The sequence below is a fragment of the Aeromonas sp. 600774 genome, from assembly GCF_049175075.1.
Taxonomy (GTDB): domain Bacteria; phylum Pseudomonadota; class Gammaproteobacteria; order Enterobacterales; family Aeromonadaceae; genus Aeromonas; species Aeromonas veronii_A.
Genome location: NZ_JAAKUJ010000003.1, coordinates 47389 through 70512, shown reverse-complemented (window position 1 = coordinate 70512; position 23124 = coordinate 47389). Strand labels below are relative to the sequence as shown.

Annotated in this window: 17 protein-coding genes; 9 read left to right on the top strand and 8 right to left on the bottom strand. The window is 61.2% G+C overall.

Features of this window, described 5'->3' with window-relative positions:
• Window positions 1–191 precede the first annotated feature (191 nt).
• A complete protein-coding gene (locus G5171_RS04580; RefSeq protein WP_421222936.1) occupies window positions 192–1484 on the top strand; it encodes an HAAAP family serine/threonine permease in 1293 nt (430 codons plus the stop codon).
• A gap of 66 nt (window positions 1485–1550) precedes the next feature.
• Here the strand turns inward: G5171_RS04580 and G5171_RS04575 are convergent, their stop codons facing one another.
• A complete protein-coding gene (locus tag G5171_RS04575) occupies window positions 1551–2591 on the bottom strand; it encodes an MBL fold metallo-hydrolase (protein WP_421259893.1) in 1041 nt (346 codons plus the stop codon).
• Between the two features lie 156 nt (window positions 2592–2747).
• Between G5171_RS04575 and G5171_RS04570 the strand changes: the two genes are divergently transcribed.
• The 6 genes from G5171_RS04570 to pdxY all read left to right on the top strand — a co-directional run bounded on the left by G5171_RS04570 (window position 2748) and on the right by pdxY (window position 12201).
• Entirely contained in the window at window positions 2748–3647 is a 900-nt protein-coding gene (locus tag G5171_RS04570; protein ID WP_421250643.1) for a LysR family transcriptional regulator, read from the top strand.
• Window positions 3648–3748: 101 nt separating this feature from the next.
• On the top strand, window positions 3749–5029 hold the full coding sequence (gene yjeH, locus G5171_RS04565; protein WP_421244217.1) for an L-methionine/branched-chain amino acid transporter: 1281 nt from the start codon (window positions 3749–3751) through the stop codon (window positions 5027–5029).
• A gap of 388 nt (window positions 5030–5417) precedes the next feature.
• Window positions 5418–6965: a lysine decarboxylation/transport transcriptional activator CadC gene (gene cadC / locus G5171_RS04560; protein ID WP_337072426.1), complete on the top strand. Its 1548-nt coding sequence runs from the start codon at window positions 5418–5420 to the stop codon at window positions 6963–6965.
• A 734-nt stretch (window positions 6966–7699) separates the two neighbouring features.
• Complete coding sequence (cadB, locus tag G5171_RS04555) at window positions 7700–9034, top strand: cadaverine/lysine antiporter (RefSeq protein ID WP_337072425.1); 1335 nt, start codon at window positions 7700–7702, stop codon at window positions 9032–9034.
• 77 nt (window positions 9035–9111) lie between these two features.
• A complete protein-coding gene (locus tag G5171_RS04550; protein ID WP_058059046.1) occupies window positions 9112–11244 on the top strand; it encodes a lysine decarboxylase CadA in 2133 nt (710 codons plus the stop codon).
• 93 nt (window positions 11245–11337) lie between these two features.
• Complete coding sequence (pdxY, locus tag G5171_RS04545) at window positions 11338–12201, top strand: pyridoxal kinase PdxY (protein ID WP_421259892.1); 864 nt, start codon at window positions 11338–11340, stop codon at window positions 12199–12201.
• A gap of 81 nt (window positions 12202–12282) precedes the next feature.
• Here pdxY and G5171_RS04540 read toward each other — a convergent pair whose 3' ends face one another.
• Window positions 12283–12720, bottom strand: coding sequence for a PliI family lysozyme inhibitor of I-type lysozyme (locus G5171_RS04540; RefSeq protein ID WP_421250641.1), 438 nt, complete (start codon window positions 12718–12720; stop codon window positions 12283–12285).
• Between the two features lie 120 nt (window positions 12721–12840).
• Window positions 12841–14874, bottom strand: a complete 2034-nt coding sequence (locus G5171_RS04535) for a M13 family metallopeptidase (protein ID WP_337072423.1) — start codon at window positions 14872–14874, stop codon at window positions 12841–12843.
• A gap of 180 nt (window positions 14875–15054) precedes the next feature.
• Between G5171_RS04535 and tilS the strand changes: the two genes are divergently transcribed.
• Window positions 15055–16413: a tRNA lysidine(34) synthetase TilS gene (tilS, locus tag G5171_RS04530; protein ID WP_421250640.1), complete on the top strand. Its 1359-nt coding sequence runs from the start codon at window positions 15055–15057 to the stop codon at window positions 16411–16413.
• Window positions 16414–16502: 89 nt separating this feature from the next.
• Here tilS and G5171_RS04525 read toward each other — a convergent pair whose 3' ends face one another.
• The gene (locus G5171_RS04525; RefSeq protein WP_005347848.1) at window positions 16503–17405 is read right to left on the bottom strand and encodes a GGDEF domain-containing protein; all 903 of its coding nucleotides are present in this window, start codon (window positions 17403–17405) and stop codon (window positions 16503–16505) included.
• A 118-nt stretch (window positions 17406–17523) separates the two neighbouring features.
• Between G5171_RS04525 and G5171_RS04520 the strand changes: the two genes are divergently transcribed.
• A complete protein-coding gene (locus G5171_RS04520) occupies window positions 17524–19476 on the top strand; it encodes a cation:proton antiporter (protein WP_421250639.1) in 1953 nt (650 codons plus the stop codon).
• 31 nt (window positions 19477–19507) lie between these two features.
• On the opposite strand, the gene G5171_RS04515 is transcribed toward G5171_RS04520, so the two are convergent.
• The 4 genes from G5171_RS04515 to G5171_RS04500 all read right to left on the bottom strand — a co-directional run bounded on the left by G5171_RS04515 (window position 19508) and on the right by G5171_RS04500 (window position 23082).
• Window positions 19508–20653, bottom strand: coding sequence for a patatin-like phospholipase family protein (locus tag G5171_RS04515; RefSeq protein ID WP_421259891.1), 1146 nt, complete (start codon window positions 20651–20653; stop codon window positions 19508–19510).
• A 113-nt stretch (window positions 20654–20766) separates the two neighbouring features.
• On the bottom strand, window positions 20767–21645 hold the full coding sequence (locus tag G5171_RS04510; protein WP_421250638.1) for an alpha/beta hydrolase: 879 nt from the start codon (window positions 21643–21645) through the stop codon (window positions 20767–20769).
• A gap of 82 nt (window positions 21646–21727) precedes the next feature.
• On the bottom strand, window positions 21728–22324 hold the full coding sequence (locus G5171_RS04505; RefSeq protein WP_421250637.1) for a TetR/AcrR family transcriptional regulator: 597 nt from the start codon (window positions 22322–22324) through the stop codon (window positions 21728–21730).
• Between the two features lie 113 nt (window positions 22325–22437).
• Complete coding sequence (locus G5171_RS04500) at window positions 22438–23082, bottom strand: response regulator (protein ID WP_005347836.1); 645 nt, start codon at window positions 23080–23082, stop codon at window positions 22438–22440.
• Window positions 23083–23124: the final 42 nt, after the last annotated feature.

The window sequence follows — 23124 nt, the reverse complement described above, 5'->3', positions numbered from 1 at the left end:
CGCCGACCCTCAGGGTCAAAATCTCGCACTGTTGTTTGTTGCAATCTTGTTGTCACAAGGAGTGATGGCCTGGTTGCCGGAGGGCGAGAGGTTAATATCAAGGACGGACAGAAGGCGTTCCAGGGAGATGGAACCGGGCCAAGGCCCGAATGAACAAGAATCCCATTTTTCCTTGATGACAGGAACAACGTATGTCTGACATGAATATTGCAGCTGATGGTCGTTTAGCCAGCAACTCTTCCCGCGGCATCAACAAAGCCGATGTGGTCTGGATGCTGGGTCTGTACGGTACCGCGATCGGTGCCGGTGTGCTCTTCCTGCCAATCAACGCCGGTGTAGGTGGCCTGTGGCCGCTGGTTGCCATGTTGATCCTGGCGCTACCGCTGACTTTCTTTGCTCACCGTGGTCTGACCCGCTTCGTGCTGTCCGGCTCTACCCGTGATGGCGACATCACTGAAGTAGTAGAAGAGCACTTCGGCAAGACCGCAGGCAAATTCATCACCCTGCTCTACTTCTTTGCCATCTACCCGATCGTACTGATGTATTCAGTCGCCATCACCAACACCGTCGAGAGCGTGATTGTTCACCAGCTGGGCATGTCTGCACCTCCCCGTGCCGTTCTGTCACTGGCTCTGATCCTCGGTCTGATGGCGGTTGTTCGTCTGGGCGGCCAGGTTATCGTCAAAGCGATGAGCGTGCTGGTATTCCCGTTCGTGCTTACCCTGATGGGTCTGGCGTTCTACCTGATCCCGCACTGGAACGGTGCCATCATCACTGAAGCTCCGGCCCTGTCCGACGCCTTCAACGGTGACTTCATCAAGACCCTGTGGCTGGCTATCCCGGTAATGGTGTTCTCCTTCAACCACTCCCCGATCATCTCCTCCTTCGCGGTGGACAACAAAGGTCGTTACGGTGAAGGTGCCGAGAAGAAGTGCAGCAACATCCTGCTGGGCGCCCACGTCATGATGGTGATGACCGTTATGTTCTTCGTATTCAGCTGCGTACTGAGCCTCTCCCCGGCTGACCTGGCTGCAGCCAAAGAACAGAACATCTCCATCCTGTCCTACCTGGCCAACCACTTCGATAACCCGGTTATCGGTACTGTGGCTCCGCTGATCGCCATGGTTGCCATCAGCAAATCCTTCCTGGGTCACTACCTGGGTGCGCAAGAGGGCATGAACGGTCTGATGGCCAAGGCGCTGCGCGAGAAGGGCAAGAACGTTGACACCAAGCAACTGAACAAAGTCACTGCCGTGTTCATGATCCTGACCACCTGGGCCATCGCTACCATCAACCCGAGCATTCTCGGCATGATTGAAGACCTGGGCGGCCCGATCATCGCAATGCTGCTGTTCCTGATGCCGATGTACGCCATCACCAAGGTTCCGGCCATGCGCAAATACGCTGGCAACATCAGCAACGGCTTCGTGACCATCATCGGCCTGATCGCCATGTCCGGTATCATCTACAAGCTGATTGCCTGATAACGCCGGTTACCAAGTTGAATGAAGAAGCCGCCTCGCAAGAGGCGGCTTTTTTATGGCCGGGATTCAGGATTGGGCATTGTCGATATTCTCCGCCTGCCAGAGGGCGTAGCCCTTGCCGGACGGTTTGGTGGGCAGGTCAATCTGCATCAGGTCATTGCCGATGACGAAGGGGCCTGTGTAACGGGCACGCAGATCCTGCGCCAGATCTTTCACCGTGATCTTGCCGTTGAGCCCGATGTGGCTGAACACGGTCAGGGCAGGTCTGGCTTCGTTGAGAACGCGGGCGGCCTGCTCGGGGGAGGCGAGGTGACCGGCGATCGCCTTGTAGCCCGGGTTGGCCTTCATCTGCTCGGCCGAGGTCATGGAGACGCAGTGCACCAGCAGATCCGCCCCTTTGGCCTCTTTCACCACCTGCGTGCTGTAGCGGGTATCGCCGGAGAGCACCACGCTGTGGCCGTGGTAGTCGATGCGATAGCCGAATGACGGCTTGATGTTGACCCCGTGGTCGTTGTCAAAGGCAGTCACCTTGACCCCGTCATGGCTGTAGACCACCCCGGCGGTGACCTCGTGGCTGTTGATCTCCACCCCGTCCAGCGGCGTCCCCTCATCCTTGACCCGAGTGGCGATATCGGTGGCGTAGGCCTGCAGCAGGCCGTGAGCCAGGGCATTGGTGCCCTTGGGCCCGTAAAGCTCCATCGGCGCGTGGCGCTGGCCATAGGCCGGTTGCAGCCAGCCGGTTAGCCAGAGATCCGCCAGCCCGTTGGTGTGATCCGAGTGAAAGTGGGTGAGGAAGAAGGCGTTGACCCGGCCGATGGGGATATGAAGTTGCCACAGGCGGGTGGCGGAGTTGCGGCCAAAATCGAACACCAGCTTCTGGTTGCCCGCCTCGACCAAGGTGCTGTAGCCACCCCGGCTGATCCGGGGCACCGGGGTGCCGGTGCCGAGCAGGCTGACCCGGAAGATATCGGGCTGGGCTTGAGTCGCGGTCTGGGTTGCGGTGACGGGGGCATTCTGCTGGGTGTTGATAAAGCTGCTCTCGGCAGCCTGGCTGACGCCGGTGGCCAGCAGACCGACCAGCAGGGCGGCCAGATAGGTGCTTTTCATGGGGATATGTCCTGTTTGATGACGTCGCTGGCCACTATATTGGTAACCAAAAGTGCGATAAATTGGCTAAAAATAATTTCTTACTAAACTTTTGGTTGTGAATCTGGGCCCTTGTGGTGGGCAAAACGGCCTTGAAACGGGCAAAAAGGAGGGGTTGTGGACCGATTGACCAGCATGCGTATCTTCACCCGGGTAGTGGATCTCGGCTCCTACAGCGCGGTGGCGAGCGAAGAGGGGATCAGCGCCCAGATGGTGGGCAAGCATGTGCTGGGGCTGGAGCAGTGGCTGGGGGGCAAGCTGTTTCACAAGACCACCCGCCAGCAGACCCTGACCGAGCTGGGCCAGCTCTTTCTGGCTCGTTGTCAGCGGGTGCTGGAGGAGCTGGCACTGACCGAGTTGCTCACCCAGAACCTGCTGGCCGAGCCGGCCGGGCGGCTGCGTATCGCCGCCCCCTTAAGTTTTGGCCACCACCGACTGGTGCCGCTGCTGCCGGCTTTTCTCGACCGCTACCCCAAGCTGGAGGTGGATCTGCAGCTTACCCCCCGCTGGGTCGATCTGGTGGAGGAGGGGTTCGACGCCGCCATCCGCACCCTGCGCCCGCAGGATGAGGCGCTGATCGCCCGTCCGCTGCTGACCCAGCACTACCGCCTCTGCGCGGCCCCCGACTACCTCAATCGTCACGGTGTGCCCCGTCATCCGGCCGATCTCGCCCACCACCAGTGCCTGCACGGCAACTGGGGGGAGCACGAGCGCTGGCAATTTGTTAGCGAGGATGGCCAGAGTGAGGAGGTGCGAGTCGCCTCGCGCCTGCGCATCAACCACTGGCCAGCGCTACTGACGGCGGCACTGGCGGGGGCCGGCATCACCTTGCAACCAGCCGAACAGGTGCGTAACCATATCGCTGCGGGGCGTCTGCTGCCGCTGCTTGGCCACTATCAGAGCCCGGCCAAGACCCTCTACTTCATCTATCCGGCAGCGCGGCGGCAGGTGCTCAAGATCACCCTGCTGGGGGATTTTCTGGCCGAATCCCTGCAAGCTGAGAGCGAGCCTGAATAAAAGGCTGCATATTCTCGCCACAGTGCTTAACCATCGTACTTAACAAAAGGGCGGGGCAGGCCTAACATGGCGGGATGTTTTTTTAGTCAGGACAAAAGGATATGTCTGGGTTGAAAAAGGATCTCGGGCTCTGGCAGGGGATGGGGTTGCTCGCTACCTCGCTGCTCGGCACCGGGATCTTCGTGGTACCGGCGACCGCTGCCTCGCTGGCGGGTGGGGCCTCGCTCTGGGCCTGGTTGCTGCTGATTGCGCTGGTGCTGCCCATCGCCTTTACCTTCGCTCGCCTCGGCCGTCGCTATCCCCATGCGGGCGGTGCGCCGCACCTGATTGGCCTCGCCTTTGGCAACGGCGCCGAGCGCTTCTCTGCCTTCCTCTTTCTGGCTGTGTTACCCGTGGGCCTGCCCGCCGCTCTGATGATTGCCGCCGGTTTCTGGCACGCCCTGTTCGAGATGGGGGAGTGGACCCTCTGGGCCATCCAGCTGCTGACCCTGCTCGGGGTCTTTCTGCTGGGGCTGCGCGGGGCGCGATCCTCCGGCAATCTGCAGTTGCTGATTGCGCTCGCCATTTTGGGGCTCACCCTGCTTATCTGGTTCAAGGGGGAGGTGAGCTGGCGCGATGCAGCGCGGCCCTTGCCGAGCGCGGACGAGTGGCCCGCCATGGCCACCGCGCTGGCGGTGATGTTCTGGTGTTTCGTCGGGCTGGAAGCCTTCGCCCATATGGGGGAGGAGTTCAAGCGGCCGGAGCGGGACTACCCCATCGCCCTGCTCGGCGGTGTGCTGCTGGCGGGGCTTATCTACTGGGTACACTCGCTGGTGGTGCTCAAGTACGGCCTCTACGGTGATGAGGCGAAAAATGCCACCGCCATCCCCTCTCTGCTGGCGCTGCTGTTCGGCCCCACTGCCAAGTGGTTGGTGGCGGTGCTCGGCTACCTCTCCTGCTTTGCCAGCATCAATATCTACCTGCAGGGGTTTGCGAGGCTTATCTGGAGCATGGCGCGGGAAGGCAAGCTGCCGGTCTCGCTGGCCCGCCTCACCGCCCGCGGCGCGCCGCTGCGGGCGCTCACTCTGGTGCTCGCCATCTGTCTGGTCTGCATCACCCTGATCATCTGGCTGCGACTGCCCCTCGATGAGCTGATCCGCTACGCCAACGGCAACTTTGTGCTGGTCTACCTGCTCTGCATGGCGGCGGGCTGGCGCCTGCTTGGCGGGGTGGGCAAGGGGCTGGCGGGAGTGAGCGTGCTGCTCTGCGCTCTGGTGCTGGTGGCGCTCGCCTCTCAGGTGCTCTATGCGGTGGTACTGAGTCTTGGCTACGGCTGTTTCTCGTTGTGGCGGCGTCATCTGCGCCGTAGCCGTCAGCAGGATGCGATCCCGGTGGCGAAATGAGGTCTCCCCGATAGCCGGAAAATGAGAAAGCCCTGATGTTCAGGGCTTTTTTGATTCAGATATATGGGGTGTTCATATGAGCATCAATTGGCACGCTATTTGCTGAAAAATGAGGGGTCGGATCAACTCAACGGCGATTTATAGCCAAAAAAAGTGGGATCCAGCTCCCGTTTTGCTTAAAGTGCTTTTTCCGATCCCGTTAGTCGGAATGCCCGCAAGGATGCCCTTCAGACGCTAGCAGGATGGCCTGGCCAGACTGGCTCACAGAGATTTTATTGCTTCGGTTCTCTTTCATCTGTCACCTCGTGACAGCATCCTGTTCCGTTCAGTCAGTCCGGGTTTTGCGTCTCTCTCATCGTGCATTGTCTCCATCTGCAGCGAGTGAATCATGAGCGAATCGGTTTTTGAGATCCACGACTGGACCCTGAGCGTTGACGACAACATGTTGTGTCGCCCCGACCGCGAGGTCTACCTCGAACCCAGACTGGTCAATCTGTTGCGGTTTCTGGCCCACAATGCCGGCACCGTGTTTGGCCGCGATGCCCTGATCAATGAGGTGTGGGATGGCGCCGAGGTGACCGATCAGGTGGTGACCCAGTCCATCTTCGAACTGCGCAAGATCCTCAAAGATGGTCGCACCGATGCGACCGACTATATCGTCACCGTACCCAAGCGCGGCTACAAGCTGGTGGCACCGGTGCGGCCGCTGCAGGTGGTTTCCGTGGTGATGGCGGACGAGCAGCCCGCGGTCAATACCGCTCTCTCCGACAACCCGACTTTATCCGATCTGAGCCCGCCTGCGGCTGAGCAGGATGATGATGAACAGCCCAATGTCGCCCCTTTTCCCGCCGGGCCCCTGACCCGCGCCATCTCCACCCATGCCAAGGATGCCCGCAGCCGCTGGAAGATGGTGAGTTTCGATATCTTCGTTGCCATCGTGCTGATCGCCATTGTCAGCATGCTCAGCTACCAGCACACCAGCCCCCAGGTACACGCCATGCTGGATCCCAACCTGCTGGTGTTCCGCTTTCACTCCGGCATGGATGACAACAACGAGAACGTGCGCCTCGCCGATGGCATTACCCGCGCCCTGATGGGGGAAGTGGCCGTGGCTACGCCGCTGCGGGTGCAGTACGGCGCCACCACTCTGATGGGAGGCATCATGCCCGGCAAGGAGCTGAGTGTGCGGGTCACCCGCCAGCCCCGTGGCACCTATCTCGATCTGGAGTATCGCAATATCAACACCAACCGGGTGCTGTTCAGCCATCAGTACCAGCTCAGTCGCCACAGTGTGCACGGCGTGTTGCAGGCCAGCAGCCAGGATCTGCTACGTGCCCTCGACCAACCCGATGCCGAGCCGGGAATGGGCTGGCCCACCGATGATGCCTCCCTGATGGCGATGATGGAGGCGCAGTACTACATCAACAGCCGGGATCCGGTCGCCCTCAAGCGGGGTATCGATCTGCTGGAGCAGGCGCTGATTGCCCATCCGGATCAGCCGTTGCTGCTGGCGGAGCGCTATCTGGCGGGCGAGGCGCTGGCCACCCTGGCGGGCAAATCCGAGAGCGAGCGACTGCAGGGGATTGGCACCCATCTCGCCAGCGTGGTGCAAAACAGCGGCGCCCTGCCAGCCCGGGTGTGGGAGGCGTTGACCCTGCAGGCGATCCTCAACGGCCAGCAACAGCAGGCCAACTATCTGCTGGAGAAGGCGGCGAGTCGCGGCCGCTCGGTGCTCTACTACATACTGCAGGGCAAGCTGGCGGAGCTGGACGGTCGTCCCGAGGCGGCGGGTGATGCCTACAGTCAGGCCTTCCTGATGGAGGCGACCGAGCAGACCTATCTGCTCTGCCAGCAGCTCGGTTTCTACAGCAATATGGAGAGCCTCACCCCGGCTCTGTTCAATGCGCTGGGCCAGAGCAAGGTGAAGCTCTTCTAACTCCGCAGTGTTGGTTTTCCCCCGGTCGGTGCGGTTGCCGACCCTATCCACAGGCTGCCTTCGGGCGGCCTGTGCGGTTTCTGCTTGTTTGCCACCGGGGATAGTCGTTCTGGTGCGGCCCGATTTATCCCCCGCAGCTCTCCACTATCCCCATATGCCTTATCGCGGTATTTGCGGCACTCGCGTTTGTTCGGCTTTACGCCGCACGCGCAGCTTGTGACATCTGCTCATGGTTGGCGACGGGATAAGCTGTCTGTCATGACTCATTTCTCATTGCTTACCGGTTATCGCCGTTGCGCTTTAACTCTGAGTTTGGATTGTGATGAGCCGAGCGAAGGGGAAAGCAGGAGGTGAGCGGCCACTCAGGGTGATGATCCGCAGGGCTTCCAAATGGCCGCAAGGGCAGGGGGCGCAATGGGCGCTGCTTTATCCCGGGTTTATCTGACCAAAAATATCAAGACGGCGAGATAAGGGGGTTATCAAGGGGCAAAAACGGGTTGGCCGGATATCAAGGTTTTATCAATAAGGCTGTGTGATGTGATGTCAATTGACTGTTTTTAAATGGTTTTTATCAAAAGTGACGAGGCGGCGAAAAAAGTTGCCTCATATTTTTATCCGTTAGCTGGTCTTTATGTTTTCCGGGGATGAGAGGTCTAGTCTGTGCCCATTCTTTGGCGGGGCGTTCCGCCAAATGTGTATGTGACGACCCGACCTTTTATAGAACCGGAGATCTTATGTCCCTAGATACGAGCAAGAAGATTGGCCTTATCGCCTGTACAGGTGTGGTGGCCGGCAACATGATGGGGAGCGGTATCGCACTGCTGCCTTCGGCACTGGCCAACATAGGTTCCATTTCTGTATTCAGCTGGGCTATCTGTCTGGTAGGCGCCATGGGCCTCGCCTTCGTTTTCGCCCGCCTGGCTACCAAGAACCCGCAAGAGGGTGGCCCCATTGCCTACGCCGGTGAAATCTCTCCGGTATTCGGTTTCCAGACCGGTGTGCTCTACTACCACGCCAACTGGATAGGTAACCTGGCCATCGCCATTACCGGCGTCTCCTACCTCTCCGTCTTCTTCCCCATTCTCAACAGCCCGATCCCGGCCGCTGCGGCCACCATCGCCGCCGTCTGGATCTTCACCTTCGTCAACCTGCTGGGCGGTAGCTGGGTGAGCCGACTCTGTACTCTGGGTCTGGTACTGATCCTGCTGCCGGTGGTGGGTACCGCTCTGGTGGGCTGGACTCACTTTGACAGCGCCGTCTACAGCCAGAACTGGAACACCACCAGCGGCAGCGACCTGCATGCGGTCATCAGTGCCGTGCTGATCTGCCTCTGGTCCTTCGTCGGTGTTGAATCTGCCGCCGTCTCTTCCGGCATGGTGAAGAACCCCAAGCGCACCGTACCGCTCGCCACCATGCTGGGTACCGGTATCGCGGGTGTTATCTACATCCTCTCTACCCAGGTGATCAGCGGCATGTTCCCGGCCGGTGAAGTGGCTGCCTCCGGCGCCCCGTTTGCCATGGCCTCTTCCGCCATCTTCGGTAGCTGGTCTGCACCGTTTGTCTCTGCCTTCACCGCTCTGGCCTGCTTCACCTCGCTCGGTTCCTGGATGATGCTGGTAGGCGAGGCGGGCAAGCGTGCCGCCAACGACGGCAACTTCCCGAAAATCTACGGCGAAGTGGACAAGAACGGCGTGGCCAAGAAGGGTCTGATCCTGGGCTCCCTCAAGATGACTGCCCTGATGGTTGGCCTGACCGCCTTCACATCCCAGTCTGCCCACGCTGCCGATCTCTTCAACGTGCTGACCACAGATGCGGTGCTGCTGACCATGCTGCCCTACTTCTACTCCAGCATTAACCTGATCCGCTTCGAAGGCATGACCTCCCGCAGCATCGGCGCGATGATCTTCTCCGGTGTGGCCTGCGTCTTCTGTCTGGTGGCCCTGATGGGTGCCAAGGGTTCCAACCTCACCGCTACCTTCGTGGTGTCGCTCATCATCCTGATGTTCTACGCCAAAAAACAGGGTCTGCGTCAGCACGATGCCCTGCTGAGCGAACAACCCAGCAACTAATTCCCCCTTTTATCTTCCGAGCGCTCTTCACTCACCATCCCTGATGGAGAGCGCCCCTTTACGTGTGGAGCATTACGATGAATATCATTGCCATCCTCAACCACCTGGGCGTTTTCTTTAAAGAAGAACCCATTCGCCAGCTGCAAGCCTCCCTCGAGCGCAAGGGTTTCGAGGTTGTTTATCCGGTCGACGTCGCCGACCTGCTGAAACTGATCGAGAAGAACCCCCGCGTTTGCGGCGCCATCTTCGACTGGGACAAATACTCTCTGGGTCTGTGCAAGGAGATCCACGATCGCAACGAGAAGCTGCCGATCTTCGCCTTCGCCAACGACCAGTCCACCCTGGATATTCACCTGACCGACCTGCGTCTGAACGTGCACTTCTTCGAGTACCGTCTCGGCATGGCCGACGACATCGCCCTCAAGATGGGTCAGGCCACTCAGGAGTATCAGGACGCCATCCTGCCGCCGTTCACCAAGGCACTGTTCAAGTACGTGGAAGAGGGTAAATACACCTTCTGTACGCCGGGTCACATGGGCGGTACCGCCTTCCAGATGAGCCCGGCCGGCAGCATCTTCTATGACTTCTACGGCCCGAACGCGTTCAAGGCCGACGTCTCCATCTCCATGCCGGAGCTGGGCTCCCTGCTGGATCACTCAGGTCCGCACAAGGAAGCCGAAGAGTACATCGCCCGTACCTTCAACGCCGATCGCTCCTATATCGTTACCAACGGCACCTCCACTGCCAACAAGATCGTCGGTATGTACTCAGCGCCGGCCGGCAGCACAGTGCTGGTTGACCGTAACTGCCACAAGTCGCTCACTCATCTGATGATGATGAACGACGTGACCCCGATCTACTTCCGTCCGACCCGCAACGCCTACGGCATTCTGGGTGGTATCCCGCAGAGCGAATTCAGCCGCGACACCATCGCTGCCAAGGTTGCCGCGACACCGGGTGCCCAGGCTCCCCGTTACGCCGTGGTCACCAACTCCACCTATGATGGCCTGCTCTACAACACCGGTTTCATCAAGGAGGCGCTGGACACTCCTTACATCCACTTCGACAGTGCCTGGGTGCCTTACACCAACTTCAGCCCGATCTATGAAGGCAAGTGCGGCATGAGCGGCGAAGCGATGCCGGGCAAGGTGTTCTACGAAACCCAGTCCACCCACAAGCTGCTGGCGGCCTTCTCCCAGGCCTCGATGATCCACATCAAGGGTGACGTGGAGGAAGAGACCTTCAACGAAGCCTTCATGATGCACACCTCCACCTCGCCGCAGTACGGCATCGTGGCATCGACCGAGATCTCTGCTGCCATGATGCGTGGCAACACCGGCAAGCGTCTGATCAAGGACTCCATCGATCGCGCCATCTCCTTCCGCAAAGAGATCAAGCGTCTGCGTGATCAGAGCGAAGGCTGGTTCTTCGACGTATGGCAGCCGGACAACATCGACACCGTCGAGTGCTGGAAGCTGGATCCGAAAGATGACTGGCACGGCTTCAAGGACATCGATGACAACCACATGTACCTGGACCCTATCAAGGTCACCCTGCTGACTCCGGGTATGGGTCGTGACGGCCAGCTGCTGGAGAAGGGCATCCCTGCCTCTCTGGTCTCCAAGTTCCTGGACGAGCGCGGCATCGTGGTCGAGAAGACCGGCCCGTACAACATGCTGTTCCTCTTCTCCATCGGTATCGATCAGTCCAAGGCGATGCAGCTGCTGCGCGCCCTGACCGAGTTCAAGCGCGGCTACGACCTGAACCTGACCATCAAGAGCATCCTGCCGAGCCTCTATCGTGAAGACCCGAGCTTCTACGAAGGGATGCGTATCCAGGAGCTGGCCCAGCGCATTCACGAGCTGACCAGCAAGTACCGTCTGCCGGAGCTGATGTTCAAGGCGTTCGACGTACTGCCGGAGATGAAGATGACTCCGCACGCCGCATGGCAGCAGGAGCTGGCCGGCAACGTGGTGGAAGTGCCGCTGCGTGACATGGTTGACCGCATCAGCGCCAACATGATCCTGCCGTACCCGCCGGGAGTTCCGCTGGTACTGCCGGGCGAGATGGTGACCCAGGATTCTCTGCCGGTGCTCGAGTTCCTCGAGATGCTGTGCGAGATCGGTGCCCACTACCCGGGTTTCGAGACCGACATCCACGGCCTCTATCGTCAGGCCGATGGCAGCTACACCGTCAAGGTGCTGCGTTAATCGACAGTGACAACAGTCGAAAGTGACAACAACGGGCCGCAAGGCCCGTTTTTCCCTCCGGAATTCCTGTTCTTATTGCGTGAGTCGCCAATCATGAAGCGAGTGCTCTCCATTCAATCCCACGTAGTCTTTGGCTGTGCCGGCAACAGCGCCGCCGTTTTTCCCATGCGTCGCCTCGGGATCGAGGTGTGGCCGATGAATACGGTGCAGTTCTCCAACCACACCCAATACCGCGAAGGCTGGCAGGGGATGGTGATGCCCGGCGGTCATATCCGTCAGCTGGTAAACGGCCTGGCGGAGATCGGTGTGCTGGCCGAGTGCGATGCGATCTTGAGCGGCTACCTCGGCTCGGCCAAACAGGGGGAGGAGATCCTGGCGGCGGTGGCCCGGCTCAAGGCGCTCAATCCGGCCGCCCTCTACTTTTGTGACCCTGTGATGGGTCACCCCGACAAGGGGTGCATAGTGGCACCCGGCGTCGCCGATTTTCTGAAAACCAGGGCACTGGCCTGCGCCGATATGCTGGCCCCCAATTTGCTGGAGCTGGAACAGCTCACCGGCCGCGATATCCGCAATGTGCCGGAGGCCATCGAGGCGTGCCAGCAACTGCGCGCGCAAGGGGTCAAGCTGGTGATGGTCAAGCATCTGGGCAAGGCCGGCTTTGCCATGGACCGCTTCGAGATGTTGCTGGTGTGCGAGGAGGGAACCTTTCACCTCTCCCGCCCGCTCTACCCTTTTGCTCGCCACCCCATCGGGGTGGGGGATCTGCTGAGCGCCACCATGCTGGCCAATCTGCTGGCCGGTTGTACCCCGGTAGCGGCGTTCGAACTTACCAACGCCAGCGTGGATGCAGTGCTTTCCCGGACCTGGCTGGCGGGAGCCTACGAGCTGCAACTGGTGGCGGCTCAGCACGAGATGGCGCTGCCGCTGGTGCGCACAAAGGCCACTCGCCTTGAGTAGAGGCGTCGCCGATTCTGGATACAAAAAAGCCCTGAAGGTCAGGGCTTTTTCTATTTCTGAAGCACGGGGGGCTGCCGCGCCTTAATCCTTGGGATCCTTGAGCGCCTCGATCACATCCTCCTTTGGCCCGAGTCCCTCGACATGGTTGAAGGTGTCGAGCCCCTCCTGCGTACTGATGGTAAAGGCGTCGGCGCTCAGGTAGCTGCCGCTGCCGGCGCTCTCCATGATGACCACCAGCTCGGGCTGTTTGTCACCGTTGAGATCCAGCAATTTCAGCTCCTTGATGGATCCATCGCGCGGCAGCACCTTGCCGTCGATGAACTGATCCAGCGGAAACTGGGGATTGGCACCGGAGTAGAGGCGCACATCGTAGCTGCCGATGGAAGCGGGTTCACCGCGTCCTTCGGCCACCGTGATCACCTGACCGGAGGGGAGTGTCAGCTGTTTGAAGAAGCTCTCCGCTGCCTGGCCGGTCAAGGGCAGAGCGAGCAGACCGAGTGTCATCAGCAAGGTTTTCATAGGCGTTACTCTTGTTACTGCGGTGAGCGGCATGGCCGTTCACTGACGTCAACGTATGGAGATGGGGCGGTGCCGACACATGGCATCTGCCCCTCTGTTATGCCTCACAAGAGGCGTGCATTACCAGATCTTCACCCGTTTTTGGGGTGGCAGATAGAGCTTGTCCCCCGGCTGGATGTTGAATGCCTCGTAGAAGGCGGGAATGTTCGGCACTACGCCGTTGACCCGGTACTCGGGCGGCGAGTGGGGGTCGGAGCGCAGCAGCATCTGCATCAGCTCGGGGCGATACATCCCCTTCCACACCTGCGCCCAGCCGAGGAAGAAGCGTTGTTCGCCGGTAAAGCCATCCAGCACCGGCGCCTCCTTGCCATCAAGCGACAGCTCGTAGGCCTTGTGGGCTATGGTGAGGCCGCCCAGATCGCCGATGTTCTCCCCCAGGGTGAACTGGCCGTTGACGAACTGGCCGTTGATGGGCTCGAAGCGGTTGTACTGGGCCACCAGCCGGCTGGTGCGGAAGCGGAACTCCTTGAGATCTTGTGGCGTCCACCAGTCGCGCATCATGCCGTCACCGTCGGATTTGGCCCCCTGATCATCAAAACCGTGGCCCATCTCGTGACCAATGACCCCGCCGATGGCGCCGTAGTTGACCGCATCATCCGCCGTCATGTCGAAGAAGGGGGGCTGCAAAATAGCCGCCGGGAAGACGATCTCGTTGTTGCTCGGGTTGTAGTAGGCGTTCACCGTTTGCGGCGACATGTGCCACTCGTCCCTGTCGACCGGCTTGCCGAGGCGCGCCAGGCTGTCTGCATATTCAAAGGCTTGTGAGCGTTGCAGGTTGCCCACCAGATCATCCGGTTTGATAGTGATGGCGCTGTAATCCTTCCACTTGTCGGGGTAGCCGATCTTGGGGCGGAACTTGGCCAGCTTCTCGAGTGCCTGCGCCTTGGTCTCGGGCGACATCCAGTCGAGCTCCTTGATGCTCTGGCCGTAGGCGGTGCGCAGGTTCTCCACCAACTGCTCCATCCGCTCCTTGGCTGCTGGCGGGAAGTAGCGAGCCACATAGAGCTGGCCGACCGCTTCACCCAGATGATCGTTCAGGACCCCGAGCGCCCGCTCCCAGCTGGCGCGCTGCTTGGGCGTGCCGCTCAATGTGGTGCCGTAGAAGGCGAAGTTGGCGCGGTCGGTCTCGCTGTCGAGATAGGGGGCGTAGTCGGTCAGCAGTTGCCACTTGAGGTAGGCCTGCCAGTCGGCGATGGGGGTTTGGGCCATCACCTGATCCAACGCGCTCAGATAGGTCGGCTGACCGATAATGAGCTCCGGCTGGCCAGCAATGCCCGCGGCATTGAGATAAGCCTGCCAGTCGAGATGGGGGGCGAGCCGTGCCAGTTCGCTGGCGGGGCGCTTGTTGTAGTTCTTCTCCCGATCCCGCAGGGCGACGTTGTCCCACTGGATGGTGGCGAGCCGGGTTTCGAGGGCCAGAATCCGTTTGGCTTTGCCGCTCGGGTCAGACTCACCGAGGCGGCTCAGCATGGCGGCGATATGCTGTTGGTACTTCTGGCGCAGGGCCTGACTGTCGGGATCCTGCTTGAGGTAGTAGTCCCGATCCGGCAGCCCCAGTCCACCTTGATAGAGGTAGACCGCATAGCGGTCGGGGGACTTGGCATCGGCGTCGATCCAGATGCCGAACGGCGCGCCGCCGCCCATGCGGCCCGACTGGGCAAAGGCGCGGGCCAGCGCAGCCTGATCACCGATCCGGTCGATATCGGCCAGCGCCGGTGCCAGCGGGGTGAGCCCCTTGGCGTCACGGCCTGCCTGATCCAGATAGCTGGCGTAGAGATCGCGGATCTGCTGGGTTGGCGTGCCGGTGGCGGCCTCCTGCTTGGCCAGCCCCTCGACCAGCACCCGCACATCGGCGAGGGATTTGTCCCGCAGCATGTAGAAAGCGCCATCGGCGGGGCGATCGTCGGGGATCTTGGCGGTGGCGAGCCACTTGCCATTGACGTAGCGGAAGAAGTCATCGCCGGGTTTGACCAGGGTGTCCATATTGGCCAGCGCCAGCCCGGAGTGTTTGGGGGAGTCTTGCGGTGCCTGACTGCAGCCAGCCAGCAGTGCCAGTCCAATCAGGCCGGCCAGTAAGCTTTTCTTATTGTTCATCTTGTTTGATTCCAATTCCGATTGTTTGCTTCCCTGCCCATCTTCCTTGCTCCAACCGGTTGTGCGACCGCCTTGCGGCCAGCCTGGTGGAGAGGGCGGGCGAGCCTCACTCTAGCAGCAGGGTTGCAGCTTGATAAGCCCGACTCTGCTAAGATCGGCCGGTCCGTTTTGGGGAAGCCTATGATTTCTCATCTTTATTCTCGCTTTTGTCTGACTATGCCAGCGCCGGAAGGTTCCACCGGTCTGCTGGTGGCCTTCAGTGGCGGCCTCGACTCCACCCTGCTGCTGGTGCTGGCGGCGCAGTATGCCCGCGAGCATGGCCTGCCAGTTCGCGCCCTGCACGTGCACCACGGCCTCAGTCCCCATGCCGATGAGTGGGTCGCTCATTGTGAAGCCGTGTGTCAGCAATTGGCGGTGGAGCTGCTGGTCGAGCGGGTGACTCTGGCCCGTGGCAATGGCGAGAGTCTGGAGGCGCAGGCGCGCACAGCCCGTTACCAGCGGCTGACCGCCCGGATGCGGGAGGGGGAGTGGCTGCTCACCGCTCACCATCAGGACGATCAGCTGGAGACCCTGCTGCTGGCCCTCAAGCGCGGCGCCGGTCTGCGCGGTCTGGCGGGGATCTTGCCAAGCCAGCCCTTTGCCGGTGGCCTGTTGCTGCGCCCGCTGCTCGATATGAGTCGTGCCGAGCTGGCCGAGGCGGCGGCGAGCCTCCCCTTTGGCTGGGTGGAAGATGAGAGCAATCAGGACGTGAGCTATGACCGCAACTTTTTGCGCCAGACGCTTATCCCCCAGCTCAAAGCGCGCTGGCCCGCCATGGCCCAGACCGCGGCGCGCAGCATGGCCCTGTGCGCCGAGCAGGAGGCGCTGCTGGATGAGTTGGCCGAGAGTGACTGGCAGCTGGCGGGCGAGGGGGAGGCGCTCCATATCGGCCCGCTGCACGCCCTCTCTCCCACCCGGCGCAACAACCTGCTGCGCTACTGGATCCGCCGTCAGGGGGGCGAGATGCCATCCCGCGAGCAGCTTGCCCGGTTGTGGCAGGAGGTCGCGTTGGCGCGCGGCGATGCCAACCCCCAGCTCAACTGGGGGCGCCAGAGCTGCCGCCGTTTTCAGGAGCGGCTCTATCTGGTGAGCCCTGACTTGCAACCTTGTCATCAGGTGTTGCCGATGATTGTGGGCGAGCCGCTGACCCTGCCGGATGGTTTGGGCGAGCTGGTGGTGCGCATGGCGGAGCACGGCGAGGATCTGCTGCGTTCCCCCCGAGCGGACGAGCCGCTCTCGGTGCGTTTTCAGGTAGCGCCCGGGATCCCCCTCAAACCGGTGGGGCGAAGCGGTAGTCGGCGGATGAAGAAGCTGCTGCAAGAGTATGGTGTTCCCTCGTGGCAACGGGGACGCATTCCCATCCTCTACTATGGCGAGCAGGTGGCGGCGGTGGTGGGGCTCTTTGTCTGCGACGGTTTTATGGCACAGAGTGCCGGGCTGGTTTGCCACTGGCAGGGAAACGGTGCCGCCCCCATCCTGCCCGAGCAGGATCTTGCATGAGGTGATCTCGGTGTGAGGGAGGATTAGCCCCAAAAAAAGAAGCTCCGGTCACATGGCGCGCATGTGCCGGAGCAAAGAAGAGTTCGGGATTATTCGTTAGGGCTGGCCTTGCCGGCTTTTTTGCGGGCGTAGAGGTGACTGTCGGCCGCCTCGTAGAGGCTCGGCACATCGACCCCGGATTGCCAGCTGGCGGCGCCAAGGCTGCATCCGACCGAGAAGGTGCTGAGCTCCTTGTTGGTCATCAACATATGCTGCAGTCGCAGCCAGACCGGGCGCCACGCCTCGGGTTCGGCCGGTTGCAGCAGCAGGGCAAATTCATCTCCCCCGAGCCGGAAGGCTTGATCCGTACTGCGGATGCACCCCTTGAGCAGCTGGGCGAAGCGGCTCAGCACCAGATCCCCCACCGGATGGCCCCAGGTATCATTGATCTGCTTGAAGCGATCGAGATCCAGCAGCACCAGCACCAGACCGTGGGGCTCTCGGCTGTGCTGCTCGATGGCGCGACCGATGGCCTCGTCAAAGTAGGAGCGGTTGCCAAGGCCGGTCAGGTGATCGAGCCGGACCAGCTGATCCAGTTTTTCCAGCCGCAGATAGAGGGGGAGCAGCAAGCAGAGTAGCTGATGGTATTGCATCAGTACCCGTTGCTGGCTGCCGCTCAGCGGATGTTCCAGCTCGTAGTGGAGCTGGCCGAGCAGCTGGCCATGCTGACCGCGCAGCTCGAACGGATAGTTGTGCAGGTTGAGGGTGGCCAGCGGCGGGTGCTGGATCAGCACATGGGGCTGGCCACAATCGAGGTAGAGACCGTGGATCCTGACAATTCTTGCCGCACGATCGGCAAAAGTTGTCAGCAGACCGCCGAGATCGCTCTGCCCCAACAACTGCTCGAGCAACTGGTTGCGTTCAACGCTGGGCAACGGCGTGAGCCGCTCCATCTGGCGAACCCACTGCTCGATGCCATGGCTAAAGCCATTAAGTGACGACGTATTTTCCATGGTCTTCCACCTGTAACACCTGACTACTGTCTCCTCCCTGCAATTGGCATGCCCAATATATCTTTCCTGCCCGCCAGATCGGCTGACTAAGCTTAAGTCGATAAAAGGAGAGGGAAATTTGTACACCGACCTGTTGATCCTGTTGTTCGCCGCCGTGCTGCTGGTGGCAACTTTCCGGCGCCTCGGCTTGCCGGTGATCCTCGCCTACCTGATTGCCGGCGTGTTGCTCGGCCCCCACGGGTTGGCGGTGATCACCGGCCAGTCGATCATGCAGACCATTGCCGAGCTCGGGATCGTTTTTCTGATGTTCTCGCTGGGGCTGGAGTTCTCCCTGCCGAAATTGCTGGCGATGCGCCGATTGGTGCTGGGGGTGGGGGTGCTGCAGGTGCTGCTCACCTCGCTGCTCTTCTTCGTCATCGGCTGGTGGTGGGGGCTGGGTCTGGCCCAGTCACTGGTGGTGGCGGGGACGCTGGCGCTCTCCTCCACGGCTGTGGTGATCAAGCAGCTCGGCGAGCAGAAACAGCTCCATACCCGCCGAGCCCAGCTGGGGGTGAGCGTGCTGCTGTTTCAGGATCTGGCGGTGGTGCCCCTTCTGGTGATGATCCCGATCCTCGCCCAGCCGGAAGTGCAGGGGAGCGCCCTGGCCGCCGAGATCGCCTGGGCCACCCTCAAGGGGCTGTTTTCCCTCTTCACCCTGCTGGCGGTGGGCAAGTGGTTGCTGCCGCTGCTGTTTCACGAGGTGGCGCGGGCCCGCTCCGATGAATTGTTTGTGCTGAGTGCCCTGCTGGTGGCGCTGCTCGCCGCGTTCATGACCCATTCGCTGGGGCTGTCGATGGCGTTGGGGGCGTTTCTGGCGGGGATGATGCTGGGGGAGTCCCACTACCGTCATCAGCTGGAAGTGGACATCAAACCGTTTCGCGACGTGCTGATGGGGCTCTTTTTTATCACCATCGGCATGGCCATGGAGTGGGAGCTGGTGGCGCGGGCATGGTGGCAGGTACTGATCTGCGTGGTGCTGCTGGTGTTGTGCAAATCCCTGCTGGTGCTGCTGGCCGGGCGGCTGCTGGGGGAGCGCAAGCGCGACAGCATGGCCGCCGGTATCATGCTGAGTCAGGTGGGGGAGTTCGGCTTCGTGTTGCTGGCGCTGGCGCTCCACCACGGCTTGCTGGATCAGCAACTGGTCTCCCTGCTGATCGGTATCGGCATCATCTCCATCGCCATGACCCCCTGGCTGGTGACTCAGGCCCATTCGCTGGCCCGCAGTCTCACCGATCCGGCGCTGCTGACTCGCTCCGAGGTGGCACAGTCGGGCCTGAGCAAGAGCCAGCACGTCATCATCGCCGGGTTTGGCCGGGCCGGGCAGACCTGCGCCCGCTTCCTCAAGCTCGAGGAGATCCCCTTTTTGGCCCTCGATCTGGACCCCGAGCGGGTGAGCGAGGCCAAGCTGGCGGGGGAGCAGGTGGCCTTCGGCGACGCCAGCCGCCGCGATATTCTGCTGGCCGCCGGGCTGCTGCGAGCACGGCTGGTCATCATCACCTTCGATGATCGTAAGCGAGTGGAGGCGATGCTGGCACTGATCCGCGAACTGGCGGGGGATCTCAAGGTGCTGGTGCGTACCCGGGATGACAGTTTTCTGGAGCAGTACAAGCAGGCGGGGGCCTTCGAGGTGATCCCCGAATCCCAGGAGGGGGCCCTGATGCTGGTCTCCCATCTGCTGCTCAACTGCGATATCCCAATAGGCCGTGTGATCCGTCGGATGGAGCTGGAGCGCAGCAGCCAGTATCGCTTCCTGCACGGCTTCTACTGGGGGGATCAGAGTGCCAGCAATCTGGAGGCGGATCAGCTTCTCGAGCGTCTTCATCCGCTGTTGCTGCATGATCAGGCGTGGGCAGTAGGTCGTGAAGTGCGCGAGTTGCCGCTCGATGAGGTGCGGATCAAGGAGGTGCAGCGCGGGGAGCTGAGTCTCGAGCCCAGACCCGAGCTGGTGCTGGCGGCTGGCGATCGGCTGATCCTGTTTGGTACCGTGGTGGCGATGGAGCAGGCGGAGCAGCGTTTGCTGGAGGGACGCTGAGTCCCCTTGCACTTAGCGGCCGTGAGCCCCTTTACTCCCGTTCTGTTGGCATCCTTCCGATATCGAGGAAGGCGGCAACCCGCTCCTGCTCCCTGAGTGTGTCCTGATAGCCCAGCTTGATCAGCTGTTGGCAATAACCCGGATAGAACATCAAAAAGCTGGCCAGACTGCTGGTCTCATCCCCCTTCACGCCCAATACCCGCAACAGGCGGCGCAACTGCAGCGGCAGCTTGCGCAGATAGGCCAGCGCCATGATGTCGAGATCCTGACTCGGTTTCAGCACGCAGGTCTCCACCCGTTTCAATTGCAGGCGGTTGCGCTCCCGTAGCGGGATAAGATCCAGTGTCTGGTTGATGCGCCACAGTCGCTCCAGGTCGGAGTTGAGGGTGTCGGTAAAGACGGTATCGAGCAGATGGCTGGCGATATTGGAGCTGGTGAGGTGGCCGTGGTGATGGGTCGGTGCTGAGTGCTCAGGCGGATCCAGAGTGATCAGCAGGATCCGCTCCGCCCCCAGATGGATGGCGGGGCTGAGTGGGCTTAGCTGGTGGATGGAGCCGTCGCCGTAGAACTTCTCGCCGATCCGGGTGGCCGGAAAAACGAAGGGCAGTGCCGAGGAGGCGAGCAGATGCTCCGATGTAAGCACGGTGCGCACCCCGCGCCGTCTCGCCCGCTCCCACGGATGGTGCTCGGCCCGCCCCTGAAAGAAGGTGGTGGAGAGACCGTCATCGTAATCCGACGCCGTGATGGCCAGCGCCTCCAGACTGCCGTAGAGGATGTTGTCATCGATGCGGTGATAGTCGATGAGCTGATCCAGCAGGCGGTGCAGCGGCGCGTTGTCAAACAGGTGAAAGGCGTGGTTGGTGTGGGGATTGATCAGCCCCGCCGACCCTTCGTACAACAACCGCCACAGCAGTCGCCCGGGGTGAAAATCGAAGATGTGGTGAGTCTCGAAACGGCGCCAGACCCACTCCAGCTTGCGAACCCCCAGATGGAAGCAGGAGGCGTAGCAGGCCAGTGCAGTGACATTGATGGCCCCCGCCGAGGTGCCGCACAGGATGGGAAAAGGGATGCCGAGATTGCGCGGGTAGAGCTCCGCAATCGCCTTGAGGGCACCGATCTGATAGGCGGCACGAGCACCGCCACCGGTGAGCAACAACGCTGTATTGGGTCTGGCCATATGCTGGCGCCTTATTGTTGGCCCGGGAGGGGCGTTCCCACTGACAAGTTAACTATAAGGCGCTGTATCAAATATAAAAACGGGCGCTTGCCCGTTTTTTTCATGGCCCCATGTCAAAGAGCCCGGTGAGGATTTTCCGGCCGAGCCAGCTGATCGAAGGCGGCGAATACCGGGGCGCTGGCGAGGATGCGACCATGGCCCAGTCCCCGGGTGCTCACCAGCCGGGTATGACCATCCTGACTGGCCCGCAAGGAATCGCCGTGTGGGGCAAATCTGTCCTCCTCGTCATGCACGATTATCGCCGCGCCGCTGCGACTGGCTAGGCGACCCAGCGGATCGACCGTGCTCAAGGGATGCTGGTACTCTTGCTCAATCTCCTTGACCACCGCATCGAACAGCCGGATGGAGTAGCCGGAGCGCGCCACCATGCCGTAGAGCTGGGGCACATAGTCGAGCACCGGCGAAATCAACAGCAGCGGCAGGGTATCGATACCCGGCTGACGGCTGGAGAGGGTAACGGCCCCCCCCATGCTGTGGGCGATGACCCCCTGCAACGGGCCTGCTTCGCTGGCCAGCCTGGTCGCCAGCTCGTCGAAGGCGCGCACGAAACGGGGCAGGTGGCCAGTGTTGCCCGCGCTCTGGCCGTGGGCCGGATGATCGTAGGCAATGGCGGTGAAACCCTGCGCGGCGATATGGCTCATCAGCGGATAGAACTGGCTGGCGCTGCCGGACCAGCCGTGCATCAGCAGCCACTGCGGCCCCTGACCGAGCCGATAGCTCATCAATACCCCTTCGCTGGTATGGACGGCCTGCTTCACCAGACCGGCAGGTTCGTGGCCACCGCGCTGGTTGCGCTGGGGGGTGAGCAGCAACTTGCTGGCGGTGCGCTTGGCATGGGTGGGGGCGAGTCTGTGGTGTAAGCGGGAGCCTATCCCCAGCAGCCATTTGCTCGGGCTGAAGCGGCGGGTGTTGAAGTAGATCTTGCTGCTCATGGTCATCCTGTGGTTTTTATGTGCGAACGGTCGTGCTTTTTTGTTGGTTTTTAAAAATTCGTGTTGAACGGATGCCAAAACATCAGCGCCAGCTGCTCAGCAGAGCGTCCACTTCGGGCCAGAAGTGGCGGGCCGGATCCTGACACAGTTCGAGATCGTTGAACACCTGATCCGCCAGATAGAGGCCATAGAGGCGATAAACGGCGCGCCAGGGATCCATCTCCTGTCGCCACTCGCCTGCGGCCTGCCCCTGCACCACCTGACGGGCCAGATAGTCGAGCCAGAAGCGCACCAGTTGCCGAGCGGCTTGTTGTACAGGGCTCTCTTGCTCATGGCCATCCTGCACCGAGGTCCAGGCGTCGAGGAACATGCAGCGTCCGGCTAAGCAGTGGTTCCAAGTCTGCCAGGCACGCAGCAGGGCGATCAGCTTGTCGTGCTGGCTCTGGTGCTCCTGCTGGCGTACCGGCTGGATCACCCGCAGCCGGAACACCTCGGCGGCGTACTCCAGCACGGCGATCTGCAGATTGTCGCGGGATTGAAAGTGGGCAAACAGGCCGCTTTTCGACATCTCGCAGGCGCTGGCCAGCGAGCCTATGGTCAGGCTCTCCAGCCCTTGCTGGCTCGCCTGCTCGAAGGCAGTCTGCAAAATGGTTTCCCGGGTCAGGCGCCCTTTGCTCATCACTCTCTCCTCGTTGGCGCTGGCAGCATAAAGTACGATCGTGCTAATTGTCGAGCAACAAATAGCCAGCATGGCTGGCTATGTCGTCTCCCGCGTGTCACTGCGCGCGGGGGTCAGTTCTCCTTGATATCGAGCTGTTGCAGGGCGATAACCGCCTGAGTGCGGTTCTTGACCCCCAGTTTTCTGAAGATGGCGGTGATATGGGCCTTGATGGTGGCTTCTGAGACGTTGAGCTCCCAGGCGATCTGTTTGTTGAGGCTGCCATCGCGCAGCATGATCAGCACCTTGTATTGCTGGGGGGTGAGGCTGGCCAGCTTGCTGGCGAAATCGGGGCCATCTTCCGATTCGGGATGGAGCGAGATGCCTTCCGGCACCCAGTTATCCCCCCCGATCACCGTATTGAGGGCGTTGACCAGCTCCTTCATCGGTACCGACTTGGGAATAAAGCCGAGCGCCCCAAGCCGCAACACCTGTTGGATGATGGCCGCATCTTCCGAGGCGGAGACCACCACGATGGGCAGGTCGGGATACTGGCCGCGCAGGTGGGCTAGCCCCTCGAAGCCATTGGCTCCGGGCATCTTGAGATCGAGCAGCAACAGGTCGACCTCGGGGTGCTCGCCGAGCAGGCTGGTCAGGCTGTCGATGGAGTCCGCTTCCAGCAATTGAGCGTCGTTGATGGCCATGTGCACCGCTTGGTAAAGGGCGCCCCGAAACAGGGGGTGGTCATCTGCGATGACGATGGTAAATTGGCTGTCCATATTTCGGTTAATGGCTCACATTGTTGCTAACTGATTGTTTTG